Origin of the sequence: Flavobacterium collinsii, assembly GCF_902804485.1 — a bacterium.
Lineage (GTDB): Bacteria > Bacteroidota > Bacteroidia > Flavobacteriales > Flavobacteriaceae > Flavobacterium > Flavobacterium collinsii.
This window is the reverse complement of sequence record NZ_CADCST010000108.1, coordinates 1-15,190: the sequence shown is the minus strand read 5'-3', so window position 1 is coordinate 15,190 and position 15,190 is coordinate 1. Positions and strand designations below refer to the sequence as shown.

Here is a 15,190-nt window from a genome sequence, read left to right as displayed (position 1 = left end):
TTTTATATTTTCTTCAAAAACTACAAATCTTTTTGATATTGTTTTACTTATCTTCGACTTCATCAGATGAAATTTTATACTCTGTGCGATTAACATCGTATACTACGCTTTTAATTTTCACAGACTTAATGTGCGAAACTGTAATTGAATCCAAATCAATTGACAATGTCCCTTCTCTACAATCAGTATCGTTTTTTCCCCATTCTTGTCCGGGCAAATCCAAAGGAAAATGTTGGGAAGCTTTATTAGAATCTGGCTTTGATGGCATTCGTACCCAAACTCTATAATCATGCACTAATTCCTCACCATCCCAATCCATAAGGCTTACTTCAATAGAAGAACCATTGATAACTTCCGGAGTAATCACTTTGGAAGCAGAGTGAAATAAAGTAACATTAAGCCCTCCATCGGATTGAGCCGAAGGAAATATTATCCCATCAATTCTAAACTCTGATGCTAAAAATTCTGCAACAACTTGCGTCGCTAAATATTCAGCATTTTCGTCATCTGGCATTACCGGTTTAGTCAATCGCTGACTTAATTTTTTTAGAAACATTATGTTCGTGATTCGACGAGCATAGTTTTCATCAAAATAACTTCCCTCTATGTTTGTCAACTTGAGAGCGCTTAAATCGAGTACCTGTAATGTTCGCTTAATTTCAAAACGTGCTACCGCTACCTTGCAACCTACTGGAGGTCGAATTTCTGCCAACGCGGTTTTAGGATTGAACGATCCATAAAAAACTGAAATGCCTCTTGGGTTCATTCTTCCCGCGGTGGCATATTCTGAAGGTGGTGGACCAATTTCTTTATCGGGAAACTCCAACGCGAATTTAAGCTTTTTATCAGATTGAAATGCCCTTGCCCTAAAGAGATATTTCAATTGATTTTTAGGTCCAATTTTACGCACCACTGGTTTTCTTTTATGAGTATGTAAAGATTCAATGTCTTCAAAAATTGATTTTAGAAGCTTCTAATGATTTTTATTAAAAAAGCGCGTTCTAGTCTTAAGAGTATGCTCAAAATTTTCCCACTGCATCTGCCATTCAAAATCATCATGACCTTTAATTTCGTATGATGAACCGCTTTCAAACTCACTACTTTCACCCATTTCTGCTGCTGAATGATCATAATGTCGATCCGCCAATATTTCTTGAACATCTGCCGCTATTTCTTCTTCAATTTCTGCGGCATCCATAATTGCTTCAATTACCGGCATTCCATTATTTTCCCAACCAGAATTTTGGAATTGATAAAAAGACCAGTTTTCTGGAGGATTTTCCGGTGATTGTATGAAATGCTGTTCAAATGCAATCTCTATTTTATCAGCTAAATCAATTAGTGCAAAACCTTCAAGCCCATCATTTTCACAATAGGAACATCTGATTTCTGAACCAGTGTTTTTTATTATATTTTTTAAATGATTTTCACCTACACAATCATAACAAATATATTTTTCTGTACTAGTATCCGAATTCATAACTACTCACATTTTACAAATAAATTGATATTGCGGCTTTTTATATAAATAATGAGCTCTTGATAAAAGTACTCATTAAGATGCTGTAATTGCTTTAAAGAGCTGAATCCACTTTTCAATATATTCTTTTGGAATAGCATCTGTTTTTTTATTTTTTAATTGAGTCTTAGCAGCCATTGATACTCCCACTTTCCAACCTTTTTCCAAGGTAACTCCGTTAGCTATTGCAAATTCTTCAATTTGACTAACAATTGGTCTTGACGGCGTGTAACTATCTTCAAAATCTACTTCATCTAAAGAATTAAAAAGTTTGTCAATAGCTTTTTTCAACAACTGATACGGTATCAAATCTTCCACTTCAGTTTGCTCAGTTCCGGTATATGCTTTCACTTCCAGTATTCTAGTTTCGAATCCCTTATATAATCCATCCAACAGCCTTTTCTTTGCATCTTCTCCACTTTTATCAGAATCTAAGATTATATGTGGCAAGTCATTTGCTTTACTTGATATCATACTAACCACTCCTGGTACACCTTTTACTCCACCTGACGGTATAAATACAATTTCCTGTTCAGGAGTTAAAAGCGATTCTCGAATCAAAAACCCTTTAATAGCACTGAGATAAAATTGGTCAGATGGCCCCTCAACCACTACACCCTGACAACCTTGTAAAAGAACATCTGAAACACTTAATCCTAAAGCAGCATGAACTGCATAAATGGATTTTTCATTTAGAGCATCACTACCTTGTCTTAAATTACTTGATGCGACTGTATATCCATCTTTGTCCATATACACTACTCTACATCTGTCAATATTAGAAGTATCGACAATAAATGGAGAATGAGTTGTGTTAATAATTTGATTATCCTCAGATAAATTATTAAAGAAAAGAGCAAGATCCTTTTGTGCTAAAGGATGTAAAGTAAGTCCAGCTTCGTCAAGTAATAATATTGCATCTTTGTGGTTTTCTTGACTCTCTACGAGAAAAATCAGATAAAAACTAATAAACCATTGCAATCCTGTACTTCTAAGTTCTAATGCTACTTCATCTGTCCTGATACTATCTGAAACCCAAATTCGAAAATAATCGCCATCTGCTTCAAATCTAAATTTATATTCACCTTGTTTCCACCATTCTCTAAATTTCTTAGTTAAATCTCCAGACGCTGATTGTAAAAGGATACTACGTTCTTCTTTATCATTTTCTGCATCTTTAATTTCAGCGCTCGTGGGTTGTACATTTGCATGTCCTCCATTACGTTGAATTGCCATTTCTTTTGGATCTTTTCCTAATTCTAAGATTTCTTGTGGATCTAACTTAACAAAGTCAAAAAGTACTCTCAATGTTCTAACTTGGTCTTCATTTATTTCAATACCGCTTACACTTTGACCGTTAAGCCATTTAATTACATTTGGAAGATAGATTTTGGATGATAAATTGCCATAATTTGAATAATAAACGAAAGATGGTAATACATCTAGAATTGCCTGATGTAAATCTGCATCTTTATATGGAATAATAGTTAATTCTTCTTGTTTTAGTTCTTCTTCACCCTCTACTTCTGCAGCTTCTTCTCCTTCAACAATTTCGATGTTAGCTTTTTCCACTTTCGTTGATATTGGATTACCGCTCGGAAACTCGAATGTATAATGTCGATCATAATAACGTCTCACAATAACAGATTTATCTCCTTGTAAATTACATTCAATTTTGGATTCAATATAGGCTATGCTCTCATCATCAATTTCAAACTCAGCAGTTATAAATCCTATGTCTTGCGGAGTTTTTCGAAAGGTACTTAATTTAGAAACTGGCATATCGTGCAAGATATCAATACTTCCTTCTCTAGCAGGGTTTAATTTCCATAACGCTAAAAGTAAATTTGACTTTCCTGCTTCATTTATTCCTACCAATGTGGTTACATCATCGCAATCAATCCAACCACTATCAACAACTGACCGGAAGTTTTCTACTTTATATCTTTTTAATATCATAGTTAATAAATTTTTGAACAGGTTTGTTTCTTATTTTTAATCCAGAAGGATTGATCTTTTTAGAATTTATATCTTTTTTGTAAATGGTAAGAAAGGTAAAAGGGCTTTTTCTACGAAAGAAATCGAAACAAGAAAGCAAATTTTACAATCACACACAATACGTATTTATACTTGATTTATTCTAAAATAAAATTTTCACATCAATATCTTAAAGAGTTGCAAAAATTAATTAGGAAAAGAATCGAGACATCCATTTATTGTCAACTCAAAAAGAATGTCCAATTCTTAGTTAATTGTTTGTTTGACTTTACACTTCTTAATTTATGGACTGCGTAACAAGGTACTATTTATAGGTGCTTTTCGAACTTGGTCCGGTACGGTTTCCCGGTATCACCGCTGAAATCACGAAATCAGGATAACTGACGGCCAGATTTGTTGAGGGTTTCAGGTGATGGATTCTAAACCAGTCTTTAAAATTAGCAGGTGCTTCTTTGGCTTTATCACTGAGCTCAAGGAGAACAAAAATTCCCAGCTGGTCATATCCGGAGGTATAGGTCTGCGCCTGTGCAATATAATTCTGCTCCAAAGCGGCCTGATCGGGTCTGAAGAGTGATTTCTTTAATTCGATTGGGATGGTAATAATGTCTTTTTGATAAAGTATATCCACACGCCCTCCGTCAACAAATTTTGCTCTCTCGTGCCCAAGCCCGTCCGCAATCTGGGAATGCTCGAAAAAAGAAATCATGCTCTCCTGCAAATCCTGCTCGCTGGCATCCTGTCCTTTTCCGTTTGTTTCTAACTTACTGTAAAGGAATGGAAAACGGCTTTTATCATTGTCTACAAAAGTGAGTCTGGAATATCTGATAACCTCTTCCAGTATTTTCAGAAATGCCGTTTTTCTCTCCTGATCGTAATTTGTAAGAAGGGAATCTATCTCTAATGACAGGGCAAGATAAACCTGCTCTCCATAAATGCTTCCGGTCTTAAAAGGCAGCTTATTGCTGATGTCATTCTTGAGAAGCTCCGCAATGGCTTTCTCCCAAGGCAGGTTTTTATTTATTATCTTCTGGTAGGCGGCAATTCCGTCGTCTCCAAATTTCTGCTGCAGGGAAATCAGAAGCTCGTAATTTTCTGGATTGGGCTGCTCAGCATCGGGGAAAAACCCCGTTATTTTATCTATAAATTGTATAAGGTCTTCTTTAGCTGCGGATTTGAGCTTATTGAGCCTTTTCTTTTCTGCCTGAAGATGGACTTTATAAATATGGGCTTCTACTGTACTGAAGAAATTGTCATCAATACTTTTCATGAGCCCTTTGGCATTACCATTGAAACTCCGGTATAAGCCGATCTCTGCATTGAGATCCATCAGAACGCGAACATTTGTGCTGAAGTCCAGCCACTCTTCTGATGAGCGCAGCATATCATAACTGGATTTGATATTTCTGATCATTTTAAAAATCAGAAAATCAAGCTCCAGCCCGTCCCTTTCATAAAGGTTTCTGAGGAGCAGTGACTTTTCAAGAGCCGATAATTTTTCATCTGAATCTGTGGCATTATCAACTATGGCGGCCAGTATCCATTGTAGCAGCAGCAGATAATAAGCCGCATCGTCACGATTTTCGACTGAATCTGATGCTGCCTGAAAATACCGCTGTGCCTGCTGAAGGTTTTCGATCAGCTCTTTTATATCATCGCCGTCTATATTTTCCGAAATGTCAAACAACCCCAGACATATCAAACACTGGCTGGCTATATCAGCATTGGGGCTATCAGAAAGCTCTTTAAGGTTTTCCTTTGTCTGCGCCGTGAATACCTCTGGAAAATAGGGCAGATATTTCAGGCTTATAATCAGCAGTTCCTCCTGATCGCTGTTCAAAAAATCATCAACCAGCCCGGCAGTTTTAAATCTGTTGGCCAGCATTCCCGTTAAGGTCAGGTCACTGATAATTTTAAAGCAGGAGCGTCTTACATAGAGGTTTGGGGAGTTCTCCGCTCCCAAAAACAGAATATCGGACAGCTCCGATGCGCTTAACTGGCTGGCCTCATCACTGGTGTAAAAGTTATCTAAAAACAAAACCTGCTTAAAGATGCTTCCTGTTTTAAAAAGGTCTAAGTATTTCTGATAGTTATCCATTAAAAAACAAATTCATCCACTTTTTTTATAAACGTACGCTTTTTATCGGTAATCTTAGAAAACTCCCTTAATGCAGAACCTACAAATATCTGGAGTTCATTTTCAAATCTATCGTTGACATCTTTAAAAATGTCAGCCAGTCCATTAAGATGCTCCGGCACCATTTCTTCGCTTCCTGGCGAATCAAATATCAGAAACCGTGGATGTCTACCGAGACTGTGTTCAATATCCAATTGGATAAGACTGAGGTAAAAAGCTAGTTTTGCCCTAAGCTTTTCCCCTTCACTTAAATCATTAAATGCCATCTGTACACCATTCTGCATATAGATCAACTCATATTTCTCACTGATGGAAACATCCGTAATGCTCTTTAAACCAAATGCATTGACTTCTTTCAGTATCAATGTTTCGAGTTTTCCCAAGATATCCCTGTTCAAAAAATTTCTTTTTTTCTCCAGTGCAGACAATGCAAATTCTAACACAGATCTTTTTAAATTCAGTCCATCAAATTCTTCTGAATCGGCGCTGTTTTCGCTGCGATTAATTTCTTCGAGCTGGAATTCCAGCACAGCCTGCTCTTTTACGAGCTGTTCTTTTTTTTCAACCGCGTCTTTATGCTTCTCACGTTCTGCAACAATCACCGCAATTTCTTCTTCTATTTTGGTAAGCCTTATGTTGTCTGTTTCAACAGACGGAAGCAGAGAAATTTTTTCATTGAATTCATCAGCTTCCTTTTTAACCATTATGGCAAGCTCTTCTTTCTCCTCCAGACTTTTAATAATACTAACCAGGCGTTCTTCGTGGGTTTTGATTTCCTGCTGAATCTGGTCTGATTTCTCAGTAATTTCGGCCTGCTCAATCTTCTGTTCGGTCGGTTCCTCTCCACAGAGGCTGCAGATATGATTCTCTTTTTCTTTTTCCTTCTTTGTCTCGCTGACTTTGATTTCGCAGTGAGGACAAGACTTGATTTCCAGATTGGTAAAGAAACTCTGCGACTGACTGTAAAGCTCCATGTTCAATACCTGCTTTTTTAGCCTTACAATCTCTGCATCAACCTTTCTACGATCATTCTTGAAATTATTGACTTCCTCTTCAATCCGGTTAAGCCTTCCTTTTGCAGCCTGATAAGATTCCGTCAAGTCCCTCTGCTCTTTTCTTACTCTGCCGACTTTTTCCTGAACAGCCGCATACTCCTCTAGTAAAGGACGTTCCTGAAACCCGATTGCTGCATTTTGTCCGGCTGATTCCAATTCTGCTATTACTTCCTTCTGTCTTTTTATTAGTCTATCTTTTGAAGATTTAGCCCTATCAATTCTTGATCCGTCAACAAGTTTTAACTTTGCAATGCTTTCATTGACGCGATCCTGCTGGACTTTCAGCATATTTATGGGATAAGTCAGAGGCAATCCGAGAACCATTTCGAAAATCTTCTTGCCTTGGTGGCCTATTTTTTCCTGTTCGAAGAATAAATGTTCGTAATTACTGGATTCCAAATAAATTGATTTAAAATAAGTTGACCAGCTCAAACTTGAGGTATTTAAATCAACGGAATCTTTGGCACTGCTTTTCTGGGTATATTTGAGCACATAAAATGAAAACTGCTCAAAAAAGAAATCCTGCAGCTTCTCTTCAAGTTCTTTTCTGCTCTTAAAAGAAAACTCAATCTGCTTTTCGATTGTATCAAGTTTAAACTCCTTTTTGTAGCTATTATATTGCTCAATGTTGAACCGGTAGAGGCTTCCTGAGTCCCATCCTTTACGGTCAATACGACAGGTATAGGTTACACTGCCGATAGTGAATTCAAGCAGTATTTCCAAAATCCATGGCTTAATGTCTTTTTTGATTGTGTCGCTGCCCGTAAGGGCAAATTTGATAATCTTGAATATTGTTGATTTTCCCTTATGGTTATCTGCAATCCATATATTAATGCCTTTATGAAGAGTCTGATCAAAAATCAATTCCTCACCTGAACGCTTCTTTCCTGAGAAAACAAGCCTATTAAGGCACAAGGTCTTCTCCAAAGAAGCAGGACTGTCCTTATTGTAGCTTTCTTCCAGAAAAAGGATGTCTTCGACTTCATTAAAAGTTAATTTCTCTTCGAAATTTTTGTGAACATAAGTAACAAAATCCTTGTAATTAATATCCGTCTTGATCATAGTAACTGTTTATTAAATCTCTCGCTGTAGGCTGTCCTAACTTTTGCGTTTACATTCTGAATATGGCTCTTATAGGATATACTGCTGTATTCAGCATACTTATACTGCCGGGTTTTGAGCTGTGAGCCTGTAAATTGTCCGAAGTGTTTTTTAATCAGTTCGCAGCGCTCGAAATACCACTGCACAGTAGGAATTGTTCTTAGGTGATTTTCAATCCTTTCGGCACAGTAGTGCGTAACATAATAGTTTTTATCGAACGTTTTGCCATCAGCTCTTCTTCTGCTTTCGTGTTTTAGAAAACCTGTACTTACGTGAAAGGCAATAACCTCATCTATACTTTCATAGGCTCCGTGAAAGAATTTTTCCATTTCTTCAACCCTCAGCTGCGGTTCATTGTTTAAATAAATCTCATCAATAACCTCACTTATTTCCTGCTGCGAAATGCTGCTGTCGTTATCCATTAAGTCCATCAGTTCCATTGACAGAAAATCGGGATACCTAAGAAGAAAATCCAAAGCCTGAATTCTTATTTCACTGCGGAACAATCCGTAATATGGAGTACCGTTTTCCACGCTCCGCTCACAAAAAACATACAGAATTATTATAATCCGCAGTCTGTCCCTGTACTTTTTGAAAAAATCTTCCATATGATTTTTGAAATTGGTAAATACGAAGTATTCTTTTAAATAAACTAAGATTTTTCGCTAATATATAAATTATTGCCAATCTATTTGAATATTTAATTATGTAATTAAACAAGGCCTGGTTGTTCATTTCAAAAGAAATACCGCATTTCCGCGACTGCGTTCAAACACTTAGAAAAAGTCTGGATAAAAAATCAGACGAGCTTACTATTATATAAATATGAAGACGCTATAAAGCGCCTTCATCAACAAAGGAATAATAAGTTTCGGGAGTAATGATAAGATGATCCAGAAGTGTAATATTTAAAATACCGCCCGCTTCTCTGACTTTTCTGGTTATCTGTTTATCCGCCTCTGATGGTTTAACCTGTCCTGATGGATGGTTGTGGATCATAATCAGCGATACGGCATTTGCTTTAAGCGCCGCTGCAAAAATCAGTCTGAGGTCAACTGAAGTGCCTGCAATTCCTCCCGATGATACTTCGTACATGCCCAATACCTTATTGGACTGGTTCAAAAGCAGGATCTTAAACTCCTCAAAAAATTCGATTGTATCTGGATTCCAGAACTGGAGCGCCAGCTGATAAACTGTTTTGGAGGAACTGATATAAGGTCTGTCTGATGCTTTCACTTTTGTTTTGTAGATAAGCTGGATTTCTGCCACCTGATTCCAGTTCTGAAGTGTTTTTGAAGTTTCCATGATTTCTAAAGTTTTAAGATTAATAATGGAACCTGAACCGGGAATGAGAAAGCGAGCGAAAAAAGCAACGCAATAAAGCAGGTTCTTCCGCCTGCATTTATGGGGGAATTTTTTTCGGCGAACCGTCTTTCCTTCCCGAACTTTGTTTCGGAATTAAGCCTGAACCCTGAAACAATACTCCCTTCAAGTGCCTGCGCCGCGGAATTTTACCAAAAAAAAGCCGAAATCTAATTTTCGGCTCTCTCTTCTTTTTTGTTTTTAAGACGTTTCTTTATCTGATAGAGATTCTGATTAAGAAACTTCAATATCTGCTTATGATGCGGGGAAACCTTGTTTTTGTCTCCCCTGCACTGCAGGACTTCAAGTGAGGGAAGCGCCACCTCAATGGTCTCCGCAGGCTTGTTCTCAAATCTAGCCGACAGGATAAGGGAGTTTCTCTTTTTGTAGTATTCATTGGTAAATACGCAGTGGCGGAGCATATCGCCCTGTTCGAGAAAATCATTCACGCTTTCCATAACGCAGATAGAAAGATTCTCTTTTGTGAACTCAAGCCCGAAAAACTGCTTTTTCTGCTGTTCATACCCAATCTGCGCCTGCTGTATTTCTTGGCGAAGCTCTTTTATATGCTGACGCCTTTGTATTATGCGTTTTTTCTCCACAAACCTGTCGTGCACCTCTTCCAAATTCTCAGGACATACCATAACAGGATTATTCAAATCCTTTTTGAACCATCTGAGCAGGGAAATGTAATCTTCCCAAAGCCCAAAGTCTTTTACCTTGTAATTGTTCTTGGCGCAGGTTTTGACTGCCTGCCAGTTCTCCCTGATGTGCTGTGCGTGCGAGACCAGATAATGAGAAAGAAAATCGGTCTGCCCTGTCTTGAGGAGTGTCTCTGCATGGGAATCTTTCAAAAGAGCCGTAAAAAGCACCTGAGGGGCGATGCCGTGGAAACTGCCTTTGAAACCGTTTCTTTTCAGGATGGAAATATCACAAATTTTTTGTGATATACCTCACTTTATTTTGAAGGAGTATTAAGTCTGCTGAGTGTTTCCCTTGTAACACCTAAATACGAAGCAATAAGATGTTTTGGGACTTTTTGAAAAAGCAGTGGATATAGTTGCAATAATTGGTCGTATTTTTCTTTAGCGTTATTGCTCAATAAAGAAAGTATCCGTTGTTGTAAGGCAACATTACGCTTATTCGTTTTTTTTCTAAAAAAGTGTTCTATTTTATGAATTTCTGAACATAGTTTTTCCCTATTGTGAAAGGACAAACAAAGTAAATCACTGTCCTCAATACAGTCAATATTTATCGTTGCTTTTGTTTGATTGTAGTAGGCTTGATAGTCTGTAATCCACCAGTCTTGCATTCCAAACTGCAAGATGTGTTCCTTGCCATTTCTATCTGTAAAGTATGACTTTAGACACCCGCTCAAAATGAAATAATCGTTTGGTGTATTTTCTCCTACTTGCAGTGCAAATTGATGTTTTTTAATTTTTTTGCTCTCAAAATGAGATAAAATATAGTCAAACTCAGAATCAGTAAGTTCAGTAATTTTTTCTATTTGTTGTCGTAAAACATCACTCATTCACATTCTGTATTAGTTAAGCTGTCGTTTTTAAGGTGCTATTACTTGCTATCAATCTTCCACCAGCTTTATAATGGTTGTGTAAATTTATAACAAAAGATTACCAGCACAAGAAAAAAAGAAATTTGGAGAATTCGCAAAACAACTGCAAACTTAGTTTGTTGCTGTTTTTTATTAAACAAATCTTACAATTTATCTATCATTCCATCTTGCGGTCCGAATGTCATTAAATTTCTTTATACTGTCCATATATCTATTTTTCCGCCAGTATATTTAATTGCGAACTAATATAGTAAATATCCTTTTTAATCAAGCTGTTTGTTTATATTCTCAAATTTCCTTATAATTTCATCAAGCTTAACTTGTTGTTTTTTAATTAACCTTGGTTTCATATAAAATCTTCCCCAAATAATAAATGCTACTATTGCTAGATAGGTATAAACTGCTTTATTAACAGGCATTTTCAAAGCATTTTCATAAAAATATAAACAGATTCCAGATGAAAACAAAATAAAATATAAATTAGATATTTTTGTTTGTAAAAACTGTTGTTTTTCCTTTAAAGCCAATAAATGATTTAAGTAATCTTTGTTACTTTGAGCCGTGTTTATCTTATTTAAAAGTTGAATTATATTTTGGCTTGAGCTGAAAATATAAACTGCCATTGCTAAAACAATTAACACAATTCCAATTTTGGTTGATAATAATTGGGGGTGAAAATTAACCCAAATGAAAATCAAAAATGCTGCTACAAGTGTGAATATTATATCTTTAAAGATTAATTTTCTTAAATTACTATGTCGCACCAGATTGGCTTTAGATACCAAGTCTTTTAAATTAGGTGCGCTTGTAGCTTGTTCTGCCCACAATTCATTAAAATTGATATTATTATTGTCCATTTTCTTTAAATTTTTGTGTCAATCTTTCTTTTATTCTATGTATTTTAACCCTTATGTTCGCTTCTGAAAGTCCAACAATTTTGGCTATTTCGGCTTGTTTTATATTTTCCAATTCAAGTGAAATAATAATACGATCTATTTCAGGTAATTCGGAGATGCATTTATGCAGCAATTGAATTTTTGGCTCTATATCTATTCTGTTCTCGTTTACCAAGTATATTGGCAATTCCGCTTTTGGATACCGTTTTTCTTTTCTAATTTGTCGTAAACAATTGTTAGAAGCAATCCTAAAAATCCAAGTTCCAACAATCGATCCGTTTCTAAGCTTTGGGAGTTGTTCCCAAACAGTTATAAATGTCTCCTGTGCAAGGTCTTGTGCTTGATCATAATCATTGACGTATCCCATACACAATCGAAATATTTTTTGCCAATAAGTAGCATATATTTCCTCAAATTCCATTTTATTTTTTAGGTATAAAATTATTTAATTGACTTAAATACCATTCTGTATCATCATACATTATAAAATGGGAGCCTTTACCAGCATATTGCAAATTTACGTTCTTTAAATTTTTAAATTGCTCCTCCATAACTGGTTTTGATTTACTGTAATAAGAGTTCAATAAAATCAACGAAGGACAGGTAATGTTTTTTAATTTCTCTCTCAAATCAATATTAGCATAATCCCAAAACATTTCAGCAAGTGTTTTTCTATCAGATTTTAGTGCCCAGCTCAATACTAGTTCTTGTTTTGATTTATTGGTAACAAGTCCATAAATGCTGTTTTTTTGCATCGTTCGAAATTGTTCATCTGTTGCAGAAAGAATACTATTTATTTTCTCTGAATTATCCGGATTCTCCAGACTTTTAAAAGCAGGATTTCCAAATGCTCCCATGCAAGGTACTGCATCTACTACAATTATTTTCTTGATTAGTTTAGGATAATCTGAAGCAATAGCTAGAGTTAAACCACCACCCATACTGTGACCGATAAGAATTGGTTTTTTAATTTTGTTGTCCTTGATGAAATTTACAATTCCATCTTCCCAATTTTTAAAAGAAGCATTCGGTTGCGGTTTAACTTCTGCAAAACCTGCCATTGTCAAAGTATAGCAAGTAAAGTCTTTTTCATACACAGACTTTGTTTCATTCCAAACTTCCCCCGAACATGTAAAACCAGGTATGAAAATTATAGATTGTTTTCCTTGTCCGCTAATTTTCACTTCAAATGGGTACGATTTATTTTGCCCAAAAGTATTTACAGTACCAACTGTTAATAAAAATACAATAATAAAAGATCTAATTTTTTTCATTTTGTTTATTTTTAAATGGTTCGCCTTTTAGATCCCAAACTATTTAAAATGTTACAAAATTTAAAAAAAATTAATGCTATACAGCATTTTTACTATTACCAAATACTCTCATTGGTTTTATAAATAAACTTTACGATTTCAGATTCCATTTCATTGATCATCAAATATCTCTCCTTGCCTATACCACTTTTTCTATATCCGAATTGGTGGGAAACTGCCAATAAAACGACCTTCCACTGCTTATCTGCATATAAGTCTTTACTTACTTTAATGCTTCGGTTTAGATTGTCTTCCTCTGCTGAACAGACCTTACTTACGAAATAAAATAACAAAAGGAAAAAACTAAGATTAAAACTCAATTGCACAAAATCTAAAATAAAGGTCCTATAATATTGTTATCCGTTGGAATGTAATATGTAATGTTTTTTATAAGAGATTCACTTTTTATACCAGGCGAAAAATCACCAGCTAATTTATGAAAAGTGACCATTTCCAGATCCATTACTTTATAAGTAAATTCTCTGCCTGCGTAGTCAACTAACGTGCAAAACAATGAGTATGAATATTCAACGCTGACAGTAGACAAACCAAGTGGGCCGAAATCTAAATTACCATGCACTTTTGGTATATACTCTAAAATGGCATGTTCAATACTATTATTATCATATCCACTGTTCCATAAAATGAAGTCCTGTTGTGGACCATTGTAGAATTCTGTTTTTTTATTTCCTTCCAGAATGGGCTTATTTTGTTTATAATCGAGCGAATCATGCAATTTGACTATTTGCACTTTCTGCCATCTTTTTTTTGACTCAAATCTTAGAAGCACTTCCAAATATTCATCAGGACCAATCCATTTCATCAAGTCCATTTTCCGCTGACTTGGAACTGTACTCAGCAAATTTTCTACAACCGTATCCTCTAGCCCATCATAATCTTTGTAATATTTCATAAACAGATTATTTATACTATTTGTAAATAACACATTTACTGGAATTAACCGTGCTAATCCACCTATCATTTTTGTTTGATAATTTATAATCTCAAAACTTGACTTATCTGGATTAATTTTACAATTCTCATGCCTTACAGCAATATCATGTAAGTGATCTCTAATCGCTCCAATATTATTTTCATACCTATTAATACAGTCAGTTCTATTTTCTTCTCCTCCCAATAGAGTAAAAAAAGGATCAATTCTATTTTTAATTTTTTCATATAATTCTATATGATAGGATAACTCAACATACATATCCTTTAGCTTTTCCATATTTTTCATTCGATCATAATCCCATGGTATTTCAGCTACTTCTGTTATTCCAAATATTTTCATATCTGCAACAGCACATTCATAAGGAATTGCATTTTTTTCATTAAAAGCACTTAAATTATTTTTTATCAGCTCATTAATGTATTCGATAGCATTACTGTTATTTTTTAAATTCGGCAGTATAATATCTTTTAACCCTTCTATTCCTTCTCCTCCTACTGTAAAAGCACTTAGCTCAATCCTATCAGAATTGCTATCCCTTGTAATTTCTTCGTTTATAGTTTGTTTAGCCTTTATTGAAGCTCCTCCATAGCCTCCACTTGCAGAAAGTGTACTTGAAACCACTGATTTAAACTTCTTACTTACATTTCTTATTGTTATCAATATGGATATAGAATTCATCCTTTTTTCCTTAATAATAAATCGCGAACCATAAGCTTTAATAAACTCTTGCTGATTGCTCTTCTTCAATGCTTCTGCGGCTGGTACTAGTGTTGCTCCCTCCTTCATTTCAAACCATCCATAATCGGCATAGGCATGTATTAATATATTAATATTATTTTCAGTAAAAGACTCGCTTATTGATTTACTGCTCTCCGCACTTACCGATGCTTTCATATATGAAGCATCTATGCTTGTGTCGATCTTTGTAACCTTTGTAAAGGATTCATAATTCGAAATATATAATATAGCTGATTCTGCCTTAATTGGTGCCTTACCAGACCAGTGCTCTTCATATTTAATCGCTCTCATTTTATAACTCGAAAGATTTGCAGGATCAAAACCTGAACCTAATGTAATCCCTAAAAGTGGTCGGAAGAAATTCCGGCCACTTATGTTTTATATACTTTTTGCGGATCTCCTCCTGAAAGTATTATCATTACTGCAGTAATTAACTCTCTTAATTCTATAACAAACCTTCTTTTTGCAGTTTTGTAACCTAGATTATTTGCTTTCTTATAAATTAAGAGTAACATTGCTACAATTAGAGTCATATAAATCATGACT

At 35.3% G+C, this 15,190-nt stretch carries 13 protein-coding genes; all 13 read right to left on the bottom strand.

Going from position 1 to position 15,190, the window contains the following annotated elements; translation table 11 throughout:
• Positions 1–43: 43 nt before the first annotated feature.
• Positions 44–910 carry an RES family NAD+ phosphorylase gene (locus FLA105534_RS17635; RefSeq protein WP_173967409.1) on the bottom strand — a complete coding sequence of 289 codons (867 nt, stop codon included), beginning with the start codon at positions 908–910 and terminating at the stop codon, positions 44–46.
• A 63-nt stretch (positions 911–973) separates the two neighbouring features.
• Positions 974–1,480, bottom strand: a complete 507-nt coding sequence (locus FLA105534_RS17630) for a hypothetical protein (RefSeq protein ID WP_173967408.1) — start codon at positions 1,478–1,480, stop codon at positions 974–976.
• Between the two features lie 75 nt (positions 1,481–1,555).
• Positions 1,556–3,478, bottom strand: a complete 1,923-nt coding sequence (locus tag FLA105534_RS17625; RefSeq protein ID WP_173967407.1) for an AAA family ATPase — start codon at positions 3,476–3,478, stop codon at positions 1,556–1,558.
• A 343-nt stretch (positions 3,479–3,821) separates the two neighbouring features.
• Positions 3,822–5,612, bottom strand: coding sequence for a hypothetical protein (locus tag FLA105534_RS17620; RefSeq protein ID WP_173967406.1), 1,791 nt, complete (start codon positions 5,610–5,612; stop codon positions 3,822–3,824).
• A complete protein-coding gene (locus FLA105534_RS17615) occupies positions 5,612–7,768 on the bottom strand; it encodes a coiled-coil domain-containing protein (RefSeq protein WP_173967405.1) in 2,157 nt (718 codons plus the stop codon). Before FLA105534_RS17615 ends, FLA105534_RS17620 begins: the two co-directional genes overlap by 1 nt.
• A complete protein-coding gene (locus tag FLA105534_RS17610; protein ID WP_173967404.1) occupies positions 7,765–8,415 on the bottom strand; it encodes a hypothetical protein in 651 nt (216 codons plus the stop codon). Before FLA105534_RS17610 ends, FLA105534_RS17615 begins: the two co-directional genes overlap by 4 nt.
• 226 nt (positions 8,416–8,641) lie before the next feature.
• Positions 8,642–9,112 carry a JAB domain-containing protein gene (locus tag FLA105534_RS17605; RefSeq protein WP_173967403.1) on the bottom strand — a complete coding sequence of 157 codons (471 nt, stop codon included), beginning with the start codon at positions 9,110–9,112 and terminating at the stop codon, positions 8,642–8,644.
• Between the two features lie 227 nt (positions 9,113–9,339).
• Complete coding sequence (locus tag FLA105534_RS17600) at positions 9,340–10,023, bottom strand: PcfJ domain-containing protein (RefSeq protein WP_246253261.1); 684 nt, start codon at positions 10,021–10,023, stop codon at positions 9,340–9,342.
• A 104-nt stretch (positions 10,024–10,127) separates the two neighbouring features.
• Positions 10,128–10,700 (bottom strand): Crp/Fnr family transcriptional regulator, encoded by a 573-nt coding sequence (locus FLA105534_RS17595; protein ID WP_173967402.1) that lies wholly within the window; start codon positions 10,698–10,700, stop codon positions 10,128–10,130.
• 305 nt (positions 10,701–11,005) lie between these two features.
• Entirely contained in the window at positions 11,006–11,599 is a 594-nt protein-coding gene (locus FLA105534_RS17590; protein WP_173967401.1) for a hypothetical protein, read from the bottom strand.
• On the bottom strand, positions 11,589–12,059 hold the full coding sequence (locus tag FLA105534_RS17585; protein WP_173967400.1) for an RNA polymerase sigma factor: 471 nt from the start codon (positions 12,057–12,059) through the stop codon (positions 11,589–11,591). Before FLA105534_RS17585 ends, FLA105534_RS17590 begins: the two co-directional genes overlap by 11 nt.
• A 1-nt stretch (position 12,060) precedes the next feature.
• Positions 12,061–12,912 (bottom strand): alpha/beta fold hydrolase, encoded by an 852-nt coding sequence (locus FLA105534_RS17580; protein WP_173967399.1) that lies wholly within the window; start codon positions 12,910–12,912, stop codon positions 12,061–12,063.
• A 370-nt stretch (positions 12,913–13,282) separates the two neighbouring features.
• Positions 13,283–14,935, bottom strand: a complete 1,653-nt coding sequence (locus tag FLA105534_RS17575) for a hypothetical protein (RefSeq protein ID WP_173967398.1) — start codon at positions 14,933–14,935, stop codon at positions 13,283–13,285.
• Positions 14,936–15,190: the final 255 nt, after the last annotated feature.

Bases quoted from the DNA above. Each gene is read 5' to 3' on its own strand.
- FLA105534_RS17595 (WP_173967402.1), bottom strand. From the start codon at position 10,700: ATGAGTGATGTTTTACGACAACAAATAGAAAAAATTACTGAACTTACT.
- FLA105534_RS17625 (WP_173967407.1), bottom strand. From the start codon at position 3,478: ATGATATTAAAAAGATATAAAGTAGAAAACTTCCGGTCAGTTGTTGAT.
- FLA105534_RS17615 (WP_173967405.1), bottom strand. From the start codon at position 7,768: ATGATCAAGACGGATATTAATTACAAGGATTTTGTTACTTATGTTCAC.
- FLA105534_RS17605 (WP_173967403.1), bottom strand. From the start codon at position 9,112: ATGGAAACTTCAAAAACACTTCAGAACTGGAATCAGGTGGCAGAAATC.
- FLA105534_RS17630 (WP_173967408.1), bottom strand. From the start codon at position 1,480: ATGAATTCGGATACTAGTACAGAAAAATATATTTGTTATGATTGTGTA.
- FLA105534_RS17580 (WP_173967399.1), bottom strand. From the start codon at position 12,912: ATGAAAAAAATTAGATCTTTTATTATTGTATTTTTATTAACAGTTGGT.
- FLA105534_RS17585 (WP_173967400.1), bottom strand. From the start codon at position 12,059: ATGGAATTTGAGGAAATATATGCTACTTATTGGCAAAAAATATTTCGA.
- FLA105534_RS17575 (WP_173967398.1), bottom strand. From the start codon at position 14,935: ATGAGAGCGATTAAATATGAAGAGCACTGGTCTGGTAAGGCACCAATT.
- FLA105534_RS17590 (WP_173967401.1), bottom strand. From the start codon at position 11,599: ATGGACAATAATAATATCAATTTTAATGAATTGTGGGCAGAACAAGCT.
- FLA105534_RS17620 (WP_173967406.1), bottom strand. From the start codon at position 5,612: ATGGATAACTATCAGAAATACTTAGACCTTTTTAAAACAGGAAGCATC.
- FLA105534_RS17610 (WP_173967404.1), bottom strand. From the start codon at position 8,415: ATGGAAGATTTTTTCAAAAAGTACAGGGACAGACTGCGGATTATAATA.